The sequence below is a fragment of the Aeromonas oralensis genome (assembly GCF_049665575.1).
Taxonomy (GTDB): Bacteria; Pseudomonadota; Gammaproteobacteria; order Enterobacterales; family Aeromonadaceae; genus Aeromonas; species Aeromonas hydrophila.
Map to the genome: position 1 here is coordinate 1,338,840 of NZ_CP187186.1, position 20,427 is coordinate 1,359,266.

The 20,427-nt window shown below is 59.9% G+C and carries 18 protein-coding genes; 11 read left to right on the forward strand and 7 right to left on the reverse strand.

Annotated features, from left to right (window positions below):
- Positions 1 to 2: 2 nt before the first annotated feature.
- From ACPDZI_RS06545 to ACPDZI_RS06555, 3 genes are all read left to right on the forward strand, one after another.
- Complete coding sequence (locus tag ACPDZI_RS06545) at positions 3 to 482, forward strand: cytochrome c-type biogenesis protein (RefSeq protein WP_011705303.1); 480 nt, start codon at positions 3 to 5, stop codon at positions 480 to 482.
- A complete protein-coding gene (ccmI, locus tag ACPDZI_RS06550; protein ID WP_438834217.1) occupies positions 479 to 1,753 on the forward strand; it encodes a c-type cytochrome biogenesis protein CcmI in 1,275 nt (424 codons plus the stop codon). The genes ACPDZI_RS06545 and ccmI overlap by 4 nt, the downstream gene beginning before the upstream one ends.
- Positions 1,754 to 1,833: 80 nt before the next feature.
- The gene (locus ACPDZI_RS06555; protein ID WP_016350065.1) at positions 1,834 to 2,646 is read left to right on the forward strand and encodes an MlaA family lipoprotein; all 813 of its coding nucleotides are present in this window, start codon (positions 1,834 to 1,836) and stop codon (positions 2,644 to 2,646) included.
- A gap of 124 nt (positions 2,647 to 2,770) precedes the next feature.
- On the opposite strand, the gene sodB is transcribed toward ACPDZI_RS06555, so the two are convergent.
- Entirely contained in the window at positions 2,771 to 3,355 is a 585-nt protein-coding gene (gene sodB, locus ACPDZI_RS06560) for a superoxide dismutase [Fe] (protein WP_011705306.1), read from the reverse strand.
- Between the two features lie 286 nt (positions 3,356 to 3,641).
- Here sodB and ACPDZI_RS06565 point away from each other — a divergent pair, with 286 nt between their 5' ends.
- Complete coding sequence (locus tag ACPDZI_RS06565; protein ID WP_168965964.1) at positions 3,642 to 3,986, forward strand: Grx4 family monothiol glutaredoxin; 345 nt, start codon at positions 3,642 to 3,644, stop codon at positions 3,984 to 3,986.
- 77 nt (positions 3,987 to 4,063) lie between these two features.
- On the opposite strand, the gene ACPDZI_RS06570 is transcribed toward ACPDZI_RS06565, so the two are convergent.
- Positions 4,064 to 5,275: an RsmB/NOP family class I SAM-dependent RNA methyltransferase gene (locus tag ACPDZI_RS06570; RefSeq protein ID WP_438834218.1), complete on the reverse strand. Its 1,212-nt coding sequence runs from the start codon at positions 5,273 to 5,275 to the stop codon at positions 4,064 to 4,066.
- Positions 5,276 to 5,484: 209 nt separating this feature from the next.
- On the opposite strand from ACPDZI_RS06570, the gene ACPDZI_RS06575 reads away from it, so the two are divergent.
- The 7 genes from ACPDZI_RS06575 to ACPDZI_RS06605 all read left to right on the forward strand — a co-directional run bounded on the left by ACPDZI_RS06575 (position 5,485) and on the right by ACPDZI_RS06605 (position 14,896).
- A complete protein-coding gene (locus tag ACPDZI_RS06575) occupies positions 5,485 to 7,470 on the forward strand; it encodes a reprolysin-like metallopeptidase (protein WP_263675872.1) in 1,986 nt (661 codons plus the stop codon).
- Entirely contained in the window at positions 7,467 to 7,790 is a 324-nt protein-coding gene (locus ACPDZI_RS06580; RefSeq protein WP_076361236.1) for a hypothetical protein, read from the forward strand. The genes ACPDZI_RS06575 and ACPDZI_RS06580 overlap by 4 nt, the downstream gene beginning before the upstream one ends.
- Positions 7,791 to 7,972: 182 nt before the next feature.
- A complete protein-coding gene (gene pdxH / locus ACPDZI_RS06585; RefSeq protein WP_146062195.1) occupies positions 7,973 to 8,611 on the forward strand; it encodes a pyridoxamine 5'-phosphate oxidase in 639 nt (212 codons plus the stop codon).
- A gap of 29 nt (positions 8,612 to 8,640) precedes the next feature.
- Complete coding sequence (locus tag ACPDZI_RS06590) at positions 8,641 to 9,255, forward strand: glutathione S-transferase family protein (RefSeq protein ID WP_438834219.1); 615 nt, start codon at positions 8,641 to 8,643, stop codon at positions 9,253 to 9,255.
- Positions 9,255 to 10,871, forward strand: coding sequence for a GNAT family N-acetyltransferase (locus ACPDZI_RS06595; protein ID WP_438834220.1), 1,617 nt, complete (start codon positions 9,255 to 9,257; stop codon positions 10,869 to 10,871). The genes ACPDZI_RS06590 and ACPDZI_RS06595 overlap by 1 nt, the downstream gene beginning before the upstream one ends.
- A gap of 32 nt (positions 10,872 to 10,903) precedes the next feature.
- Positions 10,904 to 11,413, forward strand: a complete 510-nt coding sequence (locus tag ACPDZI_RS06600) for a GNAT family N-acetyltransferase (RefSeq protein ID WP_039215280.1) — start codon at positions 10,904 to 10,906, stop codon at positions 11,411 to 11,413.
- A gap of 615 nt (positions 11,414 to 12,028) precedes the next feature.
- Complete coding sequence (locus ACPDZI_RS06605) at positions 12,029 to 14,896, forward strand: hypothetical protein (protein ID WP_438834221.1); 2,868 nt, start codon at positions 12,029 to 12,031, stop codon at positions 14,894 to 14,896.
- Between the two features lie 140 nt (positions 14,897 to 15,036).
- Here the strand turns inward: ACPDZI_RS06605 and ACPDZI_RS06610 are convergent, their stop codons facing one another.
- The 5 genes from ACPDZI_RS06610 to ACPDZI_RS06630 all read right to left on the reverse strand — a co-directional run bounded on the left by ACPDZI_RS06610 (position 15,037) and on the right by ACPDZI_RS06630 (position 20,388).
- Positions 15,037 to 16,167, reverse strand: coding sequence for a JmjC domain-containing protein (locus ACPDZI_RS06610; protein WP_438834222.1), 1,131 nt, complete (start codon positions 16,165 to 16,167; stop codon positions 15,037 to 15,039).
- Between the two features lie 165 nt (positions 16,168 to 16,332).
- Complete coding sequence (gene purB / locus ACPDZI_RS06615) at positions 16,333 to 17,703, reverse strand: adenylosuccinate lyase (protein ID WP_017409972.1); 1,371 nt, start codon at positions 17,701 to 17,703, stop codon at positions 16,333 to 16,335.
- A 126-nt stretch (positions 17,704 to 17,829) separates the two neighbouring features.
- A complete protein-coding gene (hflD, locus tag ACPDZI_RS06620) occupies positions 17,830 to 18,444 on the reverse strand; it encodes a high frequency lysogenization protein HflD (RefSeq protein WP_060388888.1) in 615 nt (204 codons plus the stop codon).
- A gap of 211 nt (positions 18,445 to 18,655) precedes the next feature.
- Positions 18,656 to 19,762, reverse strand: a complete 1,107-nt coding sequence (gene mnmA, locus ACPDZI_RS06625; RefSeq protein WP_268030314.1) for a tRNA 2-thiouridine(34) synthase MnmA — start codon at positions 19,760 to 19,762, stop codon at positions 18,656 to 18,658.
- Positions 19,763 to 19,920: 158 nt separating this feature from the next.
- Positions 19,921 to 20,388: an NUDIX hydrolase gene (locus tag ACPDZI_RS06630; protein WP_017409973.1), complete on the reverse strand. Its 468-nt coding sequence runs from the start codon at positions 20,386 to 20,388 to the stop codon at positions 19,921 to 19,923.
- Positions 20,389 to 20,427: the final 39 nt, after the last annotated feature.

A 20,427-nucleotide genomic window follows, 5' to 3' on the forward strand; every position in this document is an offset into this window, starting at 1 on the left:
TGATGAGAATGTTTATTGCGTCCCTGCTGCTGCTGGCGGGACTGGGCGGGGCAGGCCAGGCGCTGGCCGCCATCGATGTCTACACCTTTGACAGCGACGCCCAAGAGCAGACCTTTCGCGAGCTGACCAAGGAGCTGCGCTGCCCCAAGTGCCAGAACCAGGATATCGCCGACTCCAACGCGGGCCTGGCCAAGGACTTGCGTGACAAGACTTACCAGATGGTGCGCGAGGGCAAGGACAAGCAGGAAGTGGTGGACTACATGGTCGCCCGTTACGGCAACTTCATCCTGTACAACCCGCCGCTGATGGCGTCGACCCTGATCCTCTGGCTCGGCCCCCTGCTGGTGATCGTCATCGGTGTCGTCATGGTGGTGGTGCGCAGTCGCCGTCGTCCCGCGGCTGCTACGCCGGCGGATAGCGCCCTGAGCGCGGAGGAGCAGCGTCGTCTGGCTGCCCTGCTCAAAGAGGAAGAGAAACAATGACCGCATTTTGGATAGTGATCGCGGCCCTGCTGGCGCTGGTGAGTCTGGCGCTGGTGCTGCCGTTGTGGCGGGGTGAGGGCAAGCAGAGCATCAGCCGCTCGGCCCTCAACAAACAGCTTTATCGCCAGCGTCTGCTGGAGATCGGGGAAGAGCGCGAGCAAGGGGTGCTGGCGGAAGAGCATGACACCCTGATCGAGCTGCAACGCAGCCTGCTGGATGACATCCCCGACGTGGAGCAGACCGCCCGCGGCGGCAAGAGCATGATCTGGATCCCGGGTGTGCTGGTGCTGCTGGTGGTGAGCCTGGGGCTCTACTACAAGCTCGGCTCCTGGCAGGAGGTCAGCCGCTGGCAGGATGCCAACAGCCGGCTGGGCGAGCTCAGCAACCGCATCCTGGTGGAGCGGGACGCCGAGGTCACCGAGCAGGATCTGCTGGACTTCACCCTGGCCCTGCGCACCCGCCTGAAGGACGAGCCGAACGATTACCGCGGCTGGCTGCTGCTGGGTCGGCTGTCACTGGATGGCAATGATCCCGAGATGGCCCGCGAGGCGCTGGAGCGGGCCTACGGGCTGGCTCCACAGAAGGCGATGGTGGCGGTGCCCTACGCCCAGGCGCTGATGATGACAGGGGATGACGCGCAGGCCGATCAGCTGCTGCGGGTGGCCATTGCCCAGGATCCTGCCAATATCGAGGCTCGCTCCGTCTACGCCTTCATGGCGCTGCAAAAAGAGGACTTCAAGACCGCCCTGCAACGCTGGCGCGAGATGTTGCCGCTGATGGAGAAGGGTTCGACCCGTTACACCATGGTGGAGCGTTCCATCGACTACGCCGAGCAGCAGTTGAAGAAGCGCGGCATGGCCAGTGCGGTCGTGCCGGCTGAAGCTAGCGGGCAGAACGTGGCCTCTGACCAGGTGCTGGAGGTGAAGGCCGGCGAGTTCCCGCTCAAGGTGACGCTGGCCGATGGCATTGCACTGCCGGAAGATGCCCATCTGTTCGTGTTTGCGGTGATCCCAAACGGACCGCCCATGCCCATCGCGGTCAAGCGCATCCCGGGGCCGCACTTCCCGCTGACCCTGTCGCTGGGTGACGGTGACGCCATGATGGAAGGCAACAAGCTGGCTGCCTACCCCGAGCTGCAGTTCAAGGCGCGCCTCTCCCGTGGCGGCAACGTCATGAACAAGGAAGGGGCGTTTGAAGGCGTCTCCGTTCCGGTCGCGACCGGTTCGATTCCTTCAGCGCCGATTGACATCCGCATCGATCACGCCCTCTAATACGCCTTTGGCCCGGCTCCTCGATGGGGCCGGGCTGCCTATAATTCAGATTAATCACAATAAAAAGCTAGGACTTCCATATGTATGTGCGTGTAGGGGCATTGATGGTGGCCTTGTTGCTGGGCGGCTGTGCTGGCGGCCCGCCCAAGCAGGGGCCCGAGAGCCTTGACCTCAAGGAGACGCCGAGCCGGCCTGGTGCGACCAGCACGGCCAGCGATGGTCGTGACCCGTTTCAGGGCGCCAACCGGGCCATGTGGGCCGTCAACTACGATGTGCTGGAGCCCTATGTGGCCCGTCCCGTGGTGCACGGCTATGCCCGCTATATTCCGCAGGGAATGAAGGACGGCATCGAAAACCTGGTGGAAAACTTCAACGAGCCGAGCAGCATGGTCAACCATCTCATCACCGGCGATTTGAAGGGGGCGGGCACCAACCTGGGTCGCTTCACCCTCAACACCACAGTGGGTCTGCTGGGGATCTTCGATGTGGCCAAGCATGCCGGCTTGGCGCGCAACAAGCTGGAGCTCAATACCGTGCTGGGTCGTGCCGATATCGGTGATGGCGCCTACCTGATGGTGCCGGTGTACGGCCCGACCACCACCCGCAAGCTGGTGGGGGATACCGTGGATACGTTGTATTTCCCTTATGCCTTGCTGACTTTCCCGTTGAAGGTGGTGCACTGGGCGCTGGATGGTCTGGGTACCCGCTCCAAATTGATCGATCAGGAGCGGATCATCGACAACGCGCTCGATCCTTATGCCCTGACCAAGGACTTCTATCTGCAGTACAACCAGAACAAGGTGACCGGTCGTCAGACCGAGCTCAAGCAAGAGCAGCAGGAGAAGCAAGATGACAGCAATCTGGACGACTATCTGGATGAAATCGACCAGTGATGCCAGCGCATCCGGCTCGAGTAACGTAACAAAGGCGCCTGCGGGCGCCTTTTTCGTCTCTGCTGTTGCACAGGCATAAAAAAACGCCCCGCAAGAGCGGGGCGTTTTAGCAAGAACGGGGCTATCAGGCAGCCAGATTCTTGGCCACGAATTCCCAGTTGACCAGGGTCCAGAAGGTTTCCATGTACTTCGGACGCAGGTTGCGGAAATCGATGTAGTAGGCGTGTTCCCACAGGTCGACGGTCAGCAGCGGAGTGGTACCGGCTTCAGTCAGCGGGCAACCGGCGTTGGAGGTGTTGACGATGGCCAGGGAGCCGTCAGCCTTTTTCACCAGCCAAGTCCAGCTGGAACCGAAGTTGCCGATAGCAGACTTGGTGAACGCATCCTTGAACTCGGCGAAGGAGCCGAAGGCCTTGGTGATGGCATCGGCCAGGGCGCCAGTGGGCTCGCCACCGCCGTTCGGGGAGAGGCAGTGCCAGTAGAAGGTGTGGTTCCAGATCTGGGCGGCGTTGTTGAAGATGCCGCCAGTGGAGGTCTTGATGATCTCTTCCAGAGACTTGCCTTCAAACTCGGTACCCGGCACCAGGTTGTTCAGGTTGACCACATAGGTGTTGTGGTGCTTGCCGTGGTGGTATTCCAGAGTTTCCTGGGAGATGTGCGGTTCCAGAGCATTGATTGCATAGGGCAGAGCGGGAAGTTCGAATGCCATTTTCTACTCTCCATTGGCTGGCCGTGCGAAGGCGACGGTTGCAAGACATTGCGTACTCTTTTCTATCTTGAAAAGAATTGTTCTTGAAATAAGGGGGCCAGATGGCCCAAAGCCCATCGATTGTACCAGCATCAAAGATGGGCTAACAACTCTTGATTCTCGCCATGATCCGGATCAAGCTGCGGCGTATTGATTCATCACTTCTTGCACCCGAGGTGGTTTGCCAGTTTGTGGTCTGCCCGGATTGCAGTAGAATGGCCGCCGAAATCGCTCTAGTGAGGCACCTATGGAAACTATTGAAAAGATCAAACAGCAGCTGGCTGAAAACCCCATCATCCTGTACATGAAGGGTTCCCCCAAGCTACCCAGCTGCGGTTTCTCTGCCCAGGCCTCCCAGGCCCTGATGTCCTGTGGCGAGCCGTTTGCTTACGTCGACATCCTGCAAAACCCGGATATCCGCGCCGAATTGCCGAAGTTTGCCAACTGGCCGACCTTCCCCCAGCTGTGGGTGGAAGGTGAGCTGGTCGGTGGCTGCGACATCATGATCGAGATGTTCCAGGCAGGCGAGCTGCAGACCCTGATCAAGGAAACTGCCGCCAAACACAAGCAGGATGACGCCACCGCAGAATAAGGCAGCATCTGCATCATGCAAAAAGGGGAGCCGCTGGCTCCCCTTTTTTATTTCACAACTTTATCTTACAACAGGCATCAGGCGATGCGTTCGATGCGTGCCATGTAGAAGCCATCGAAGCCGGTGGCGGCCGGGCTGACGGTGTGGTCATCCCGCAGACGGTAGTTTTCATTGGCAGCGAGGAACTTGTCCACCTGCTGACGGTTCTCTTCCGGCAGGATGGAGCAGGTTGCATAGACCAGCAGACCGCCCACCTTCACCATCTGGCTGTAGCGCTGCAGGATCTCTGCCTGCAGGGCAACCAGCACCGGCAGCCGCTCGGCGGTGTCGCGCCACTTGGCATCCGGATTGCGCTTGAGCACGCCAAGGCCGGAGCAGGGCACGTCCAGCAGCACGCGATCCGCACTCTCTTTGAGGCGCTTGACGGTCTTGCTACTGGTGATCACCCGGGTTTCCACGTTGTGGGCCCCGGCGCGGCGGGCGCGCTGCTTGAGGTTTTCGAGCTTCCACTCTTCCACATCCATCGCCAGCAGGCGGCCCTTGCCCTCCATCATGGCGGCCAGATGCAGGGTTTTGCCACCGGCACCGGCGCAAGCATCGATGACGCGCATGCCGGGGCTCACTTCCAGCGCGGCTGCAACTTGCTGGGAGCCGGCATCCTGCTGCTCGAACCAGCCATCGGCAAAGGCCTTGGTACGAAACAGGGCGGCATCCGAGGTCACTTGCAGGGCTGAATCGACCCCTTCCACTGGAATGGTAGTGACCTGCTCTTTGGCCAGTGCGGCCTGCAGTTCTTCGCGGGTGCACTTGAGGCTGTTGACCCGCAGGTAACGTTTGGGCATCCAGGCCAGCGCGGCACGCTCGGCAGGCCAGGCTTCGCCCAGTTGCTCGCTGCCGAGTTTTTCCAGCCAGGTCGGGCAGCCATCCATCAGCACCGGGTTCTTCCTGGCTTCGGTCAGACGGCGACGAAACGCCTCTTCATTGAAGCGATCCAGCGTCGGATGGTTGGGTTGAGCTATCTTGTGAAAGGCATGCCAGCTGTGCAGCAGTGGCCAGACGTTCTTCTCGGCCTGACGGACCTGGATGCCGGTCAGGGCGCAATAGAGGCTGAGGCGACGCAGCAGATCGCCGGTGACCAGGGCAATCCTTGCCTGTTCTTGCGGTTTGAGTTCGATGCCGGAGAAGTGACGGGCATAGGCGCGGTCCAGGGTGAGACCCTGACCCAGCACATCGTCAACAATGGCAACGACCAGGTCCCCGAAACGGGGCAACAGTGGGGATTTGAGCATGAGATTAACCTTGGTCAGATAAAGACGAACCGTCGTCATGGTGACGCGGCTCAAAAACTGATAAATCCGCGCAATGATAGGGGCTAGACAGGGTTGGTGCAACACTCCCCATTCGGGGAATATCCGCCAGGTGGTGCTGGACTAAGCAGGGCGGCAGGCGAATGATGTCAGTTGCAGTTTGGGTGAGTGCATTTAAAAGGACTAAAAAGATGCAGTTGATGAAATTTTCTCCCTTGGCGCTGGTGATAGCCAGCCTGATGAGCTCGGGTGGCCTCGTGGCCAAGGAGTGGGACACGGTGGCGGCGCGCGCCAGCGCCGCCGACGGCTATGAAGTGCGGGCCAACCAGTTTCGGGTCGCCAAGGTGCCCATCGATTATTTTGCCGGCCTGCAGGCCGGGGCGCGTTCGCTGACCCTGCCGTTGCCCGACGGGGGAGAGGTGACCTTCACCCTCGAGGCCTATGATCTGCTGCCGGCCGATCAGGCTGCCAAATTTCCCGAGATCCTGACCTTCAAGGGCCATAACCCGGCGGCACCGGTAGAGACGGGGCGTTTTGACCTGGGGCCGCTGGGCTTTCACGCCATGTTCACCCATCAGGGCAAGACGGTGTTCGTCGACCCGCTGCGCAATGCCGACGGTTATGCCGTCTATTACCAGCAGGATGCCTACAGCCGGCTGGAAGAAGAAGCCGACAAGGTTATCGGCAGCGAGGCCAGCAGGGCGCTGGCGCACAAGGTGCAGGTGGATGGCAACGTGCGCAAGCGTTACGTCATCGCCATCTCGGCAGCGGGGGAGTACACCCAATTCCACGGTGGCTCCAAGGTGCTGGCCACCGCCGCCATCGCCACCCTGCTCAACCGGGTCAACGAGGTGTACCAGCGCGATGTGGGGGCCGAGTTTCAGCTGGCCAGCGGCAACGACAACATCATCTTTACCGATCCGGCCAGCGATCCCTTCACCAATGGTGATGCCGACGTTGACATCAACAGCGTGGTGCAGGCCAATGCCCAGACCCTGCCTAGCGCGCCGCTTGGACCGTTCGACATCGGCCATGTGGTCAATACCGGGGGCGGCGGGCTGGCCAGCCTCGGTGCGCTCTGTACCGCCACTCGTTCGCAGGGGATGACCGGCTCGGCCACGCCGGTGGGGGATGCCTTCTTTATCGACTACGTGGCCCACGAGATTGGCCACCAGTTTGGCGCCGACCATACCTTCAACGGCACCACCAACAGTTGTGGCAGCGGCAATCGGGAGGCGACCCAAGCCTGGGAGCCGGGCAGCGGCACCTCCATCATGGCCTATGCCGGGATCTGCGGGGACGAGAACATCCAGCCCCACAGCGATCCCTATTTCCACAGCAAGTCCATCGAGCAGATGCGGGCACACATGGCGACCGTGCCGGCCTGCGGCACCACTCTGAGTCTTGCCAACAATGCACCCCAGGCGGCGGCCGGGGCCAGCCGCATCATTCCGGCCAACACGCCATTCGTGCTCAAGGGAGCCGGCGCCGATCTGGACGGGGATCCTCTGACCTACACCTGGGAGCAGATCGATCTGGGCACGGAGTCGAGCAGTCCGGCCACCATGGTGGACGACGGCAGCCGGCCGCTGTTTCGCTTTGTTTCCCCCACCAGTTCACCGGAGCGGATCCTGCCGAGCCTGCCCTCCCTGCTCTCGGGTACGCTCGCCAAGGGCGAAGCCTGGCCCACCACCAACCGGGATCTCAACTTCCGGCTGACGGTGCGTGACGGCAAGGGCGGTGTCGCCAGCGACGACATGAAGGTCCAGGTGGTCAACACCGGCAGCGCCTTCCGGTTGACCGCCCCGCTTGGGGTGGCGTTGACGCCGGGGGCAAGCCAGGCGGTCAGCTGGGATGTGGCCGGCACCACGTTGGCACCGATCAGCTGCAGCAAGGTGGACCTGTTCATCACCCAGAACGAGGGAACCAGCTGGAGCAATCTGGCGGTCAGCCAACCCAACAGCGGCGCCGCCACCGTCACCCTGCCGGCGGATCTGGCCAGCGCCGCACGCCTGAAGGTGGCCTGCAGCGACAACATCTTCTTCGCCATCAGTCCGGCCAAGCTGCCGGTCGTCCAAAGCGGCGGCAGTTCGGGCAGTGGCGGCGGCGGTGGTGGCGCCCTCGGTCTCTGGACTCTGGCGCTGGCCCTGCTGGGTTGGCAACGGAGGCGCGGATGAGGGCTGGCTGGCTGGTGCTGATGTCCTTGCTTGGCGGCTGTCAGGTCGATGCTGATACCCTGGAGCAGGCGGTCAGCGCCAGTTTGGCCAAGCAGGATTACCGGCTGATCGTGCGGGCCGGGCGCGGCGAAGTGGCGCCCGGTATCGCGCCGGAGCAGCAGGCCTCGGCCAAGGCGCGCTGCGGCGTGCGCTACCTCGATGGCCTAGGGGATGTCATCAAGCCCGGGCAGGAAGAGGCCCAGGCCAAGCTGGCGGCCTATGCGGCCGATTACAACCGGCGCATGCTGGCGCATTGTCCCGCTGCCTCTGGCGAGCAATAAGCCTGCCGGCGGGCATGGCGTACCAAGAGCGTACGAAGGTTATACCAAGGGAGGGAGGCGTGAGCCTCCCTCTTTTTTGCAGCCGTCATTTGCCGGTCACAAGGCTTGTACCCATGGCGTGCTCGTCGCACAATGCCAGCACGCATGGCCGCATGGGCGGCAAAGAGAGAAGGAAAATCAAGATGATGGATGTAGCCGATCTGCGCCGCGAATACACCCGGGGTGGATTGCACCGGGCCGATCTGCCGGCCGAGCCTCTTGCCTTGTTCGAGAAGTGGTTGGCCCAGGCGTGCGAAGCCAAGCTGACCGATCCCACCGCCATGGTGGTGGGCACCGTCGATGCCGACGGCCAGCCCTGGCAGCGCACCGTGTTGCTCAAGCACTACGATGCCGAGGGCATGGTGTTCTACACCAACATGGGGAGCCGCAAGGCGCATCAGCTGGAGGGCAACCCCCGCATCAGCCTGTTGTTTCCCTGGCACACGCTGGATAGGCAAGTGCATGTGACCGGCCGGGTGGAGAAGATGAGCACCTTCGAGGTGATGAAGTACTTCCACAGTCGCCCCAAGGACAGCCAGATCGCCGCCTGGGTTTCCCAGCAGTCGACCCGTATCTCGGCGCGCGGCGTGCTGGAGGCCAAATTCCTCGAGCTCAAGCAGAAGTTTGCCAATGGCGAAGTGCCGCTGCCGAGCTTCTGGGGCGGTTTTCGGGTGCGGATCGACACAGTCGAATTCTGGCAGGGGGGCGAGCATCGCCTGCACGACCGTTTCTACTACACCCGCGAGGGGGAAAGCTGGCACATCGAGCGGCTGGCGCCCTGAGTGCCCGCTGCCGCTGACAAGGAGTCTGTATGCGTCTGTATGGTGACCTGAAGTCCGGCAACTGCTACAAGCCCTGGTTGCTGGCGCGCTGGCTTGAACTGCCCCTCGACTGGGTGCCGGTGGATGTGCTGGCGGGGGAGACCCGTACCCCCGATTTTCTGGCCATCAACCCCAACGGCAAGATCCCGGTGCTGGAGCTGGCCCACGGCGATACCCTGGCGGAATCCAACGCCATCCTCTTCTATCTGGCGCAGGGCTCGCCCCTGTGGCCGACCGAGCCGCGTCAGCAGGCCGAGGTGCTCAAGTGGCTGTTCTTCGAGCAGTACAGCCATGAGCCCTATATCGCGGTAGCCCGTTTCATCGTGCACTATCTGGGGCGGCCGGAGTCTCAGGAGGCACGCCTCGACGGGCTCAAAGCCGGCGGCGAAAAGGCGTTGGCGGTGCTGGAGCAGCAGCTCAAGCAGAGTCCCTACCTGTGCGGTGATTCCCCGACCATCGCCGACATCGCGCTTTACGCTTACACCCATGTGGCGGAGGAGGGGATCTTCTCGCTGCAGGGCTGGCCTGCCATCCGGGCCTGGATCGCCCGTATCGAGGCGCATCCCCGTCACCTGAGCCTGCCGGCTGCCTGCCAGGCCGGCTGATGGAGCTGCTGATCGAGCGGGCCCTGTGGCAGCCCCACTGGGCGCCGGTGCTGCAGGCCTGGCAACGGCAGGGCGGCCGCTGGCTGCTGCTGCAGAGCAAGGCTGATGAGGGTTTGCCGAGCGACATCAGCGGACTCTGGTCCTGTTGTCCGCCCGATGGCGTGCGTTCGGCCAGCGCGCTGCTGGCCGCTTGGCTGGATGGTGACTTGCCTGCCCAGCCCGCGAGGGATCCGAGCCGCCAGATCCTCATCAGCGGCTCGGCCTCCCTGCTGACCCTGGCCCGGGAGGAAGGGCTGCTGACGCTGGGGCCACAGGGCGCCGATCTGACGCTGACGGCGCAAGACGATCTGGGCGCGGTGCTCAACCGCCTGCTGGCCCGCCGCCTGACGGTGCCGGTGCTGGCCGAGCCCGCCTCGCCATCGGGGCCAGCCCTGCAACTGCGTCTCCTGCTGGCGCGCGATGAGGCCGACGTGGTGCGCTATTGCAGCGATGCGGCGCTCGCCCGCTACACCCTCAACATCCCCCATCCCTACCCGCCGGAGGCGGCCCGCGACTGGCTGGCCGGCTGTTGGCGCAAGGCGGCGCTTGGGCTGGGCTGGAGTTGGGCGCTGACCCTGCCGGGGGGAGAGGGCCAGGCGCCGCTGGTGGGGGTGATCTCGCTGCACTGGAATGGCGAGCTCGCCTGGTGGGTGGGCGTGCCCTGGCAAAATCGCGGGCTGGCGACCCGGGCCGCCCGGCTGGTAAAGGTCTTTGCGTTTGAGCGGCTGCAATTGCCAGTGCTGACCGCCCGCCATATGCCTGGCAACCTGGCCTCCGGCCGGGTGATGGCCAAGCTGGGCATGCGCTATTGCGGTCGGCGCGAGCTGAGTGGTCAGCCGCCGTGCGAGGTGAGCTACTGGCAGTTGGAGCGAAGCCAGACGCTGGCGGCGCCGCTGACACGGCAGTTGGCCCCTCTGCTGGCCGACAAACGGGTGGTGGCGGCCATCCTGCAAGCAGGCGCTGAGGAGGATGAACCGAGGCGGTTGGCCCTCTTTCTGGCGCAGCCGGAGCCAGAAAGCGGACTGGCTGTCGACTCCCTGCCCGAGCCGGAGAGTGACGGGCCGCTGGCGGTGGAGTATCACGACCAAGAGGCGCTGGCGCAGGCCGAGCCGGACCAGCTCTATCTGTACCGGGGACTGCTGCTCAAGGACTTTGAAGAGCAAGGGCTGGCTTATCTGCAGCAGCTGGCCAGCCTGCAGCGCCAGGGGCCGGCGCCGCTCACGCTGTCGGAGCGGCGTCAGCGGCTCGGCTGGCTGGGCACCTTGGCCCGCCGGGCGAGCGGCGAGAACAAACAGGGGGAGGGTGTCAGCCGCCGTTATCACCAGCTCTGGCTGCTGGTGGAATTGCCCGCCCTCATCGATGAGCTGGCCGGACGCTGGCATCGCGGCCCAGACCAGACGCTGAGCGGGCTGGAGCAGACGGATGCCGAGCTGTTTGCGGCCTATCGGGCGGCCATGACCACCCTGCAATCGAGCGATCTGCAAACCGTGCTGCACCTGCTGGCCGTGCGGTTTCCTGAGTCCACCCTCCCATTTCTCGACAAAGGTGCTCAGGGCGGCGGTCAGTTTGTGGAATAATGCCCGCTCTGCTGTACGAGGAGTAACGCTGTATGCTGAGAACCGAGCGCCCCGGCGACATGCTGCCGGTCTATGACCTGGTGAGCGCCGCCTTTGGCCGTTCCGACGAGGCCGAACTGGTCAACCGCCTGCGCGAATGTGGCGCCGCAGTGGTGACCATGGTCGAGGAGGAGGAGTACGAGTTCATGGGGCACCTGATGCTGAGCCCGATCACCATTAACGGCATGGAAGGGCCCTGGCTCGGTCTTGCGCCCGTGGCGGTCCATCCCGATTGGCAGGGGCAGGGCATAGGGTCGGATCTGGTACGCGAGGGGCTGGACACGGCGCTGGAGATGGACTGGAAGGCGGTGGTGGTGCTTGGTGACCCGACCTATTACAGCCGCTTCGGTTTTCGCCCCGCCAGCGAGTTCGGCCTTCACTGCATCTACGAAGTGCCCGCCGACTGCTTCATGGCGATGGAGCTGCAGGAAGGCGGCCTGACCGGGATGCAGGGTGAAGTGCTCTACCACCCGTTGTTTGATGAGCTTCCCGAAGAACAATGAGCAATGCAAACGGCAGCCCGCGAGCTGCCGTTTTGTTATCTGCATGAACAGCAGGGGCTGCGCCTTTCCCCTTGAATAGCGATGAGTCGTTGTGCTCCTCCACTCCATCATCCTGGGCGTATCCGCGCCCATGTCATTGAACAAACATCTCTTGAATCCGTGTCGGGATATATGGAGCGCGCCACCATATTCTTTGAATATGGAGTCTGCTGCCTGAGGGCTGGCCGTTGCTTTTTCCGGAGTATTCTGTTGCAATTTCTTGTTACAATTTTTTTATCAGAAAGATCTTTTTTTGTCTAGCGGGTAACATTTTTTGGTTTGACCTCATTATTAATGTTTGACTCAAATGAGGATGTAAAGGTAGGTTGTTGAATATATAAACAAGGAGGCCTGGTGCGATTGCCATGGCTTTAATTATTCATACCCATCCTTGTCTTATATATCGATAGAGTTGCTCTCGTTTGCATATCAATAATGCTGACGTGGTAACCTGTCTTCATCTTACATCCAAGAACAACAACCATATGCTCGGTCATGATGATATGGCCTGCCCAGCTATTGCCTGAAAATATCGGGCAATCTGGAAGAAATTGAGCACTGATAGGGATATATTATATGAAAAAACTTTCAGAAATAATCCATCGTGAGGTTTCACAAGGACGTCGTGATTTTCTGACGTTTTCCTCCATGTCGCTGATTGGTCTGGCTGCCAGCAGCGTTTTCCCTGCCCCGGTGAAGGCAGCCATTGCTGTCTTGAATAATGGCAATTTTGCTGAACTGGATGCGATAAATTTTTATGTGATGGCGTCTAACCAGCCCGCCATTGATTCAAATCGGGTCAACTTTGTACAAGAAACAGATGAAGCGCAATATCTTGCCCAGGTGATGTTTCAAGAGTTGATGAAGTACGAATTCCAGTATCAGAACAGCTCATTAAGCGAAGCATTAGGTCCTGGCATGAAGCCTAATAATAATGTGCTGACAATGAGTGATGGCATCAGCTCGGTCAATGCTATTTACAGCAGCAATCGACGCTATTTTACCGATAATATGGTTGAGTACGTGAGTGGCCTGTTACAGAACTCATATAGCAAGCAAACCAATGTCACAGTAGCTGACCGGAAGCTGTATAACTCTTGGGATATGGTGAAGGTAAATGCGAATATCAAGCAAGCAGAAAAGGGGGCGCAGTTTAAGGAGATTATCGATCAGCTATATTCTGTCGCCACCCATTATTGTCAAAATGGAAAGTTAACCGCCTACAAAGCAGGAGGAGAACTCTGGGCTCGTCAACTTATCGAGCACTACTCCAAGAATGAGGTGTTAGACGAGCTTATCAGTTCTTTTAAAGTTCAGGAGTATCTGGGGTCAGGCTCATCGTTTGAAAAGGCGATGTGGCAAGTGTACAACACCATCAACAAAGTAAGAGCGCTCAATATTTCATCCGGTCGTCGCATCACCGAAGATGAGCTGAAAAAATTTGAACGTACCATGACGGGATCTGTTTATAGCGGGTTTGCCATGAACATGAGCTGGGGTCACCAAAGCGAGAAATACACTGTCCTGGCCAACAGGAGAAATTTTGATGATGTGGTGACCTTGCTGAGAAATGAAAGCGGTACTCAGCGCACCTTCTGGAACAGTTTCTTCAACCAGAATAGTCCGGATAGCTTCTGGAATGAACTGAATAATATGAGCTTGAGAACGAGTACCTTGCAGGATGAAGGGGCTCGGCAGCGTATTCTTCAACGATATCCTGCTCTGGCAGGGACGACAGGCAGTATGGCTCCCACAGCCTTCTCCGGTGTGGCTCCCGCTGCCTTCCCCATAGATTCGTTCCTTTCCATGTTCACCTTGTTGCTGGGGGTGGGCAACTTTACCTGGTTGACGGCGACCGATCGAGAGGAATGGAACAACCCTGTTCCTTTGATGGAGTTGGGGGCAGCCCTTTTTGATGTGACCTTGAATCTGATCCAGCTCGGCCGGTTCCTTGATAAAGTGACCATGTTTATTTATGGCAATGGTGAAGGCATCATCAATAGCATTGCCATTAATATGGGGAAATTCAGTCAATTCTTGAGCAACCTTACCGCCAAAGGTCAGCATCTCACGAATGTGGTAGAGCGACAGATCGCCAGCAAGATGTTTCTCGCCACGCAAAATATTACTCGAGTCATCAATATATGTTTTGTTGGCTTGGCGGCACTGGGGGCGGCCCTGGCCGCGTATAACCTGTATCAGGCTGTCGAGGGCGGCGATATTGGGGATATTATATTTGCGGCAATCAATATGTTGGTCGCCACGGTGGCGTTTGGTGTCGCCATTGCCTCTTTTATGGGGTTTGCCATTGCCGGCCCCTTGGGTATCATTGTCGCGGTGATAGGCATAGTGGTGGCAATTGCCCAGTGGATCTACACGTTACTTAAAAAAGAAGAGATCAAACCTACACCGATCGCGAGATATACCAACGAATATATTAAGCCACGGGGACTTGAGTATGAAGATCTTGGTGCATATATTTGCCGGGTATCCAGTTACTGGAAGCGTACTCTGGTGTGCGCATTCGATGCAAGGACCATGAATACCGATTGGGATTATGTCCCAAGTATCGCTGATCATGATAATCCGATTTATACTCAGCCAGGGGCTCTGGTAACCTCGCCGAGAAATGGCAGGATTTATAACTTTGCCAATATTCAGAAGCCAGGTTACGGAAATATATCGAATTTCTTCACTGCGGGAGCCACCACACCAATCAGTAACTGGCGGCCAGGGAGTGATTTGCAGACCTGTTTGCATGCCGTTGAGAGTCAGTCAAGCAATAATAGTCGCGCCGCGATATTTGTGGCGCTGGGAAACAACTCAAGCTTTTCGCGCGCTTTCTTGACGTCTCACCTGGAAGATGCCCCGACAAACAGCAATGAGCTGACGAGTCAATTAAATCTGGAGTGGCAAGAATATCCGCTGGATGTGGTTGCCATCAATGGCCTTGATGAGACCATGTTCCTTATCTTCACTACCCGACATATCTATCAAGTGAAAGGTGGTGTAGCGCGCAGGATAATCTCTGACTTTGTCGGTCAGCGCGATGCACCGATAACCTACGGCCTGAATGCACTGGCACTCGGTACCAACGTGAATTTGATCTATCGGTTAAATGGTCTGCAGGCTCCCGAGACCCGCTACCATTATCTGCTGACCCGGGATGACAATGGTGACTATTCCCGTATGAAATTACTGCGGACCATCAATAATCCCCTGTCCTCAGACTCGCCGATTGTTGGCAGGTTGTTCAAGAAAACCAGCGATCTGGTTTCGCGGATGGATTTTATGTATCACGACGGCAAAAGTGGTTATGCCCGCTATGGCGCAATTATGAGTAAGACTGATGATGCCTCATTGTCATTGTACAACGGGGTTGAGTTTCAGGTACCGGACAATGGATTCCGATCCTTCTACAAGAATGCATTTATTCCGAAATAGGGGAGGTGACGCCCTTGTCCATTGCTTTACCATGAGTCGTCATTATTGAAGCGGCCATGTACGAAAACCAGGTGCATCCAAATAGGCTGCAAATAACAAAAAGGCGCCCTCGGGCGCCTTTTTTATCTCTGTCCGTCAGCTCAGCTGAAGAACCAGTAGCCGCGGTTGACCAAGCGGGTCAGCAGTTGCAGGAAGCCGGCCTGATCGGCAAGCTCCACCATGTCGGCCTGGGTGACCATGTCCTTGTCGCACAAGAGCGAAATGGCGGCCGCATCTTCGCTTGGCAGGGTCCAGGCTTCGCCGTCGATATAGCACTGCTGGCTCTCGCCGCTGAACCAGACGGTGCGCAGACCCGGCACCTTGATGGCGGGCTCGCCCTGGGTCAGCAGGTCGGCCACTTCCTCGGCGCTGTAGTCCGGCTCCACCGGATTGACGTCCAGATCGTGCTTGGCCTCGGAGATCATGGTGCCGAACCACTCCTTGAACAGGGTCTCGTCATCTAGGGCCTGCTGCATCAGCTCGCGCAGACGGTGCAGCTCGTGGGGCTGGATCTCGCCGTGGCGGGTGCGGGGCTTGAGGTCGGCATCGCCGTAACGCTCGGTGCGCACCTCGTTGTCTATCAGGTGATCGGCAAAGGAGGAGATAAGCGCCTTGGCATCTGGTGCGCGGAAGCCCACCGAGAAGTTCAGGGAGGGCTCGATGGCGTAGCCCTCGTGGGGGAATCCAGGCGGGATGTAGAGGATGTCGCCCGGCTCCATGATGACGTCGATGATCGCCTCGAACGGCTCGCAGTGCAGCAGGGCCGCATGGGCGGCAAACTCGTTCAAGGGCTTGGCATCGCCGACGCGCCAGTGGCGTTTGCCCTGGCCCTGGGTGATGAAGACGTCGTAGTTGTCGATGTGGGGACCGACCCCGCCGTGAGGGGTGGAGAAGCTCACCATCACATCGTCAAAACGCCAGCCCGGGATGAACTGGAACGGCACTGCCAGCTCGTTGACCTCGGGAGCCCAGTGGTTGCAGGCCTGCACCAGCACGGTCCAGTTCTCTTCACCCAGGTGATCGTAGGATTCGAAGGGGCCGTGGGCTGCCTCCCACTTGTTGTTGAAGCGGGTGACGAGGCGCGATTCAATCACCTCTTCCATGGCCAGACCCGCCAGCTCGTCCGGGCTGATGGGATCCTGAAAGTCGGTGAAGCCGCCCTTGATGAGCAGTGGGCGCTTCTGCCAGTAGTGCTCGAGGAAGTGAGCGATATCCAGATTGAGTTGGTACATAGATCTTCTCGTCAAAGGGTTCGACAAAGGTCAAGAGAGGTCTTGCCAGAGGCGGTGGCTGGCCTCGGGCAAGACCTCTTGCAAAGGGTGTATAGGGTGCCACATAAAATAACCGGGGCCCTGTTGCAGATCATGCACAGGGCCCCGGTGGTGTCACTTATCCGCTTATTTCAGCAGATCGACCAGACGCTGGGCGTCGCCGATGTAGTTGGCCGGGGTCAGCTTCTTCAGCTCTACCTTGACCGCTTCCGGCAACTCCAGGGTGTCGATAAAGGTACGCATCCCTTCGGCGTCGACGCGGCGGCCACGGGTCAGCTCCTTGAGCTTCTCGTAGGGCTTCTCGATGCCGTAACGGCGCATCACGGTCTGGATTGGCTCGGCCAGTACTTCCCAGTTGGCATCCAGATCGGCAGCCATGGCGGCGTCGTTGGCTTCCAGCTTGGAGATACCCTTGAGGGTCGCCTGATAGGCAATCAGGGAGTAACCCACCGCCACCCCCAGGTTGCGCAGCACGGTTGAGTCGGTCAGATCACGCTGCCAGCGGGAGATGGGCAGCTTGCTCGCCAGATGCTGGAACACGGCATTGGCCAGACCCAGATTGCCTTCGGAGTTCTCGAAGTCGATGGGGTTGACCTTGTGCGGCATGGTGGAGGAGCCAATTTCGCCGGCGATGGTGCGCTGCTTGAAGTGGCCCAGGGAGATGTAACCCCACACGTCGCGGTCGAAGTCGATCAGGATGGTGTTGAAGCGGGCCATGGCGTCGAACAGCTCGGCGATGTAGTCGTGCGGCTCGATCTGGGTGGTGTAGGGGTTCCAGGTCAGACCCAAGGAGGTAACGAACTCCTCGGAGAACTGGTGCCAGTCCACATCCGGGTAGGCGCTGATGTGGGCGTTGTAGTTGCCGACCGCGCCGTTGATCTTGCCGAGGATCTCCACCGCCATGATCTGCTTGTACTGGCGCTCCAGCCGGTAGGCGACGTTGGCCATCTCCTTGCCCATGGTGCTCGGGGTGGCCGGCTGACCGTGGGTACGGGACAGCAGCGGCATGTCACGATACTCGTGAGCCAGGCGCTTGAGCTCGGAAATCAGCTTCTCGCAATAAGGCTTGATGACCTCTTCGCGGGCGGTTTTCAGCATCAGGCCGTGGGAGTTGTTGTTGATGTCTTCCGAGGTGCAGGCGAAGTGGATGAACTCGCTGACTGCGGCCAGCTCCGGGTTCACTTCGACTTTCTCTTTGAGGAAGTACTCCACCGCTTTCACATCATGGTTGGTGGTGCGCTCGATCTGTTTGATGCGGGCGGCATCCTGCTCGTTGAAGCTCTGGACTATGCCGTCGAGCAGGGCACTGGCGGCCGCGCTCAGGGCAGGGACTTCCGGTATCCCGGCGTGGCTGGCCAGTTTTTGCAACCAGCGCACCTCGACTTCGACGCGAAAACGCAGCAGGCCGAATTCGGAGAAGATAGGGCGCAGGGCATCGGCCTTGTCGCCATAACGACCGTCAATCGGGGAAACAGCAGTCAGCGCGGACAGCTCCATGGGGTGAACTCCTGATGATTGGTGTGGGGGATCCGTATCCACTCATGCGTGGGCCCAGGGTGTCAGCAAGGGGATGTGCGGCTGCCCGCCTTGCTGTCGTCCCTCGGCCTGCGCGCGAGTCGATGATTAGTAACGTTTGGCCAGCTCCACCATCTTCTTGCGAGCGAAGATGATCTGGGTGCGGCTGCCACCGAGCTGACGCCACAGCACGCAGGCCCGGATGCCTGCCAGCAGCAGGGCGCGCACCTTGTGCTGCACCAGCGGCTGCTGCAGGAACAGCGGGGTACCCGCCACCTGGATGCGCGGCCCGATGGGGCTGATGAGATCGCTGTAGATGCTCGCCATGTTGGCCAGGATCTGCTCGTCGAGCAGATCGAAGTGCTGTTGCTGGCGGCCAATCTGGCTGATCCGCTCACCCAGCATGTTGAGGATGTCCTTGCGCTTGGCCAGCTTGCGCTCCAGCGCAATCAGGCTCACCACGTAGCGGGTCAGCTCGGCATTCTTCTGGTTGCCATCGGCGCCCAGCTGCTCGACCAGTGCGCGGTAGCCGTCGCGAATGGCCAGGTGGGTGTTGTTGAACACCTCGAGCGGCTGGCTCGGGTTGGTCACCAGAATGCTGGAGAGGCTCTCGCGCAGGGCCGCCTCGTCGCAGCTGCCGTCACGGGCCACCTTCTGCACCAGATAGGCGGCCTGGCAGATGCCGGCAAAGGCCATGGTTCTGTCTTGGAATTTGTCGCTCATATCTTCACAGCCCTGTTCTGTTCATTCACCGGCCGATGCCATGATCCGGCCCGGAAGTTGCCAATCATGTATCGCTGCCTTGTGCTGTTTTGTCTTTGTCCCCTCTCCCTCAGGGAGAGGGTCAGGGTGAGGGTGGTTACCCCCTCACCCCAACCCTTCTCCCGCGAGGGGAGAAGGGAGTACAGCGCGGACGCTCGTGAGCGCCCAGCCCTTAGACCGGATGGCTGAAACGCTGCTCGATGATGCCGCCGCCCAGACACACTTCCCCGTCGTAGAAGACGGCGGATTGACCCGGGGTGACCGCAGCCTGTTTCTCGTCGAAGATGACCCGGATGGTTTCATCATCGATGGGCTGGATCAGGCAGGGAATATCCTGCTGGCGGTAGCGGGTCTTGACGGTGCATCGACGCGGCTCGCGGATCGGGGTGCGATCCACCCAGTGCAGCTGGCTGGCAATCAAACCATCGGAGTAGAGGCGGGGATGTTCGCCCTGCGCCACCACCAGGGTGTTGCGCTCGACCTCTTTGTCGACCACGTACCAGGCCTCTTCGGTGGCATCTTTGCGCCCACCGATGCCAAGCCCCTTGCGCTGGCCCAGGGTGTGATACATCAGGCCCTGATGCTCGCCGATCACCTTGCCATCGACGGTTTCGATGGGGCCGGGTTGGGCGGGCAGGAACTTGGCCAGGAAGTCCTTGAATTTGCGCTCACCGATAAAGCAGATACCGGTGGAGTCTTTCTTCTTGGCGGTGATGAGATCGAGCTGCTCGGCGATGCGGCGCACCTCGGGCTTTTCCAGATCGCCAACCGGGAACAGGCTCTGACCCACCTGAGCTTCGCTCAAGGTGTAGAGGAAGTAGCTCTGATCCTTGTTGGTATCCAGGCCACGCAGCAGGCGCGGGCGGCCTGTGCTGTCGTCACGGCGCACATAGTGGCCGGTGGCGATGTAGGTGGCCCCCAGCTCTTCGGCGGCAAACTCCAGGAACGCCTTGAACTTGATCTCCTTGTTGCACAGGATATCGGGGTTCGGCGTACGGCCGGCCTTGTACTCTTCGAGGAAGTGCTCGAACACGTTGTCCCAGTACTCGGCGGCGAAGTTGATGGTGTGGAGTTTCATCCCCAGCTTGTCGCAGACGGCCTTGGCATCAGCCAAATCCTGGGCGGCAGAGCAGTACTCGTCCGTGTCGTCTTCTTCCCAGTTCTTCATGAACAAGCCTTCGACCTGATAGCCCTGCTGCTGGAGCAGGTAGGCCGAGACGGAAGAATCCACGCCGCCGGACATGCCGACGATCACCTTGATTTGGCTGTTGTCTGTCATTAGTCGAAGTTACCAGTTCGTTTAAACGGGGCGTATTCTACCAGAATTTCGCGCCCCCGGTCACATATCCATGCCGCCGTTCCCATCAGGAACCCGGCAGCAGGAAATCGTTTTTCTTGTCTCGGCCCCATCGCGTCAAAAAGAGCTTCCAACGGCTCTTAAATGAAGGCCTTGAGGGCCGACAGTGGCAGCCTGGTGCCGGCCAGATAGTCCTGAATGCACTGCCACACCAGAGGGCTTCTCAGGGCCGCTTTGCACTCGGCGATCTCCGCCAGGGTGAGCCAGTGGCAGGCCAGCACGTCGCCGTCAGGATCCTCTGGATGGTGCTGACCCGGCGCCTTTTCAAGGTCGAAGATGACGGCGGTACGCACAAAGGTGGCCTCGCTGTCCGCCGGCTTGTAGAGATAGACCCCGAGCCAGCCGGTGGGGGCGGCGGTGAGCCCGGTCTCTTCCTTCAGCTCGCGGCAGGCCGCCTGGATGAGATCTTCCCCCGGCTCCACATGGCCGGCAGGCTGGTTGAAGCGGCGCTGGCCCTTGATCTCCTCTTCCACCAGCAGGAAGCGGCCCTGCCAGTGTACCAGGGCGGCCACGGTGAGGCGGGTGGGCAGCGGTGGGTGATCGCTCATAGGGACTCCTTGTCTGGTTGGCTGTGCCCCGGCGGGGGC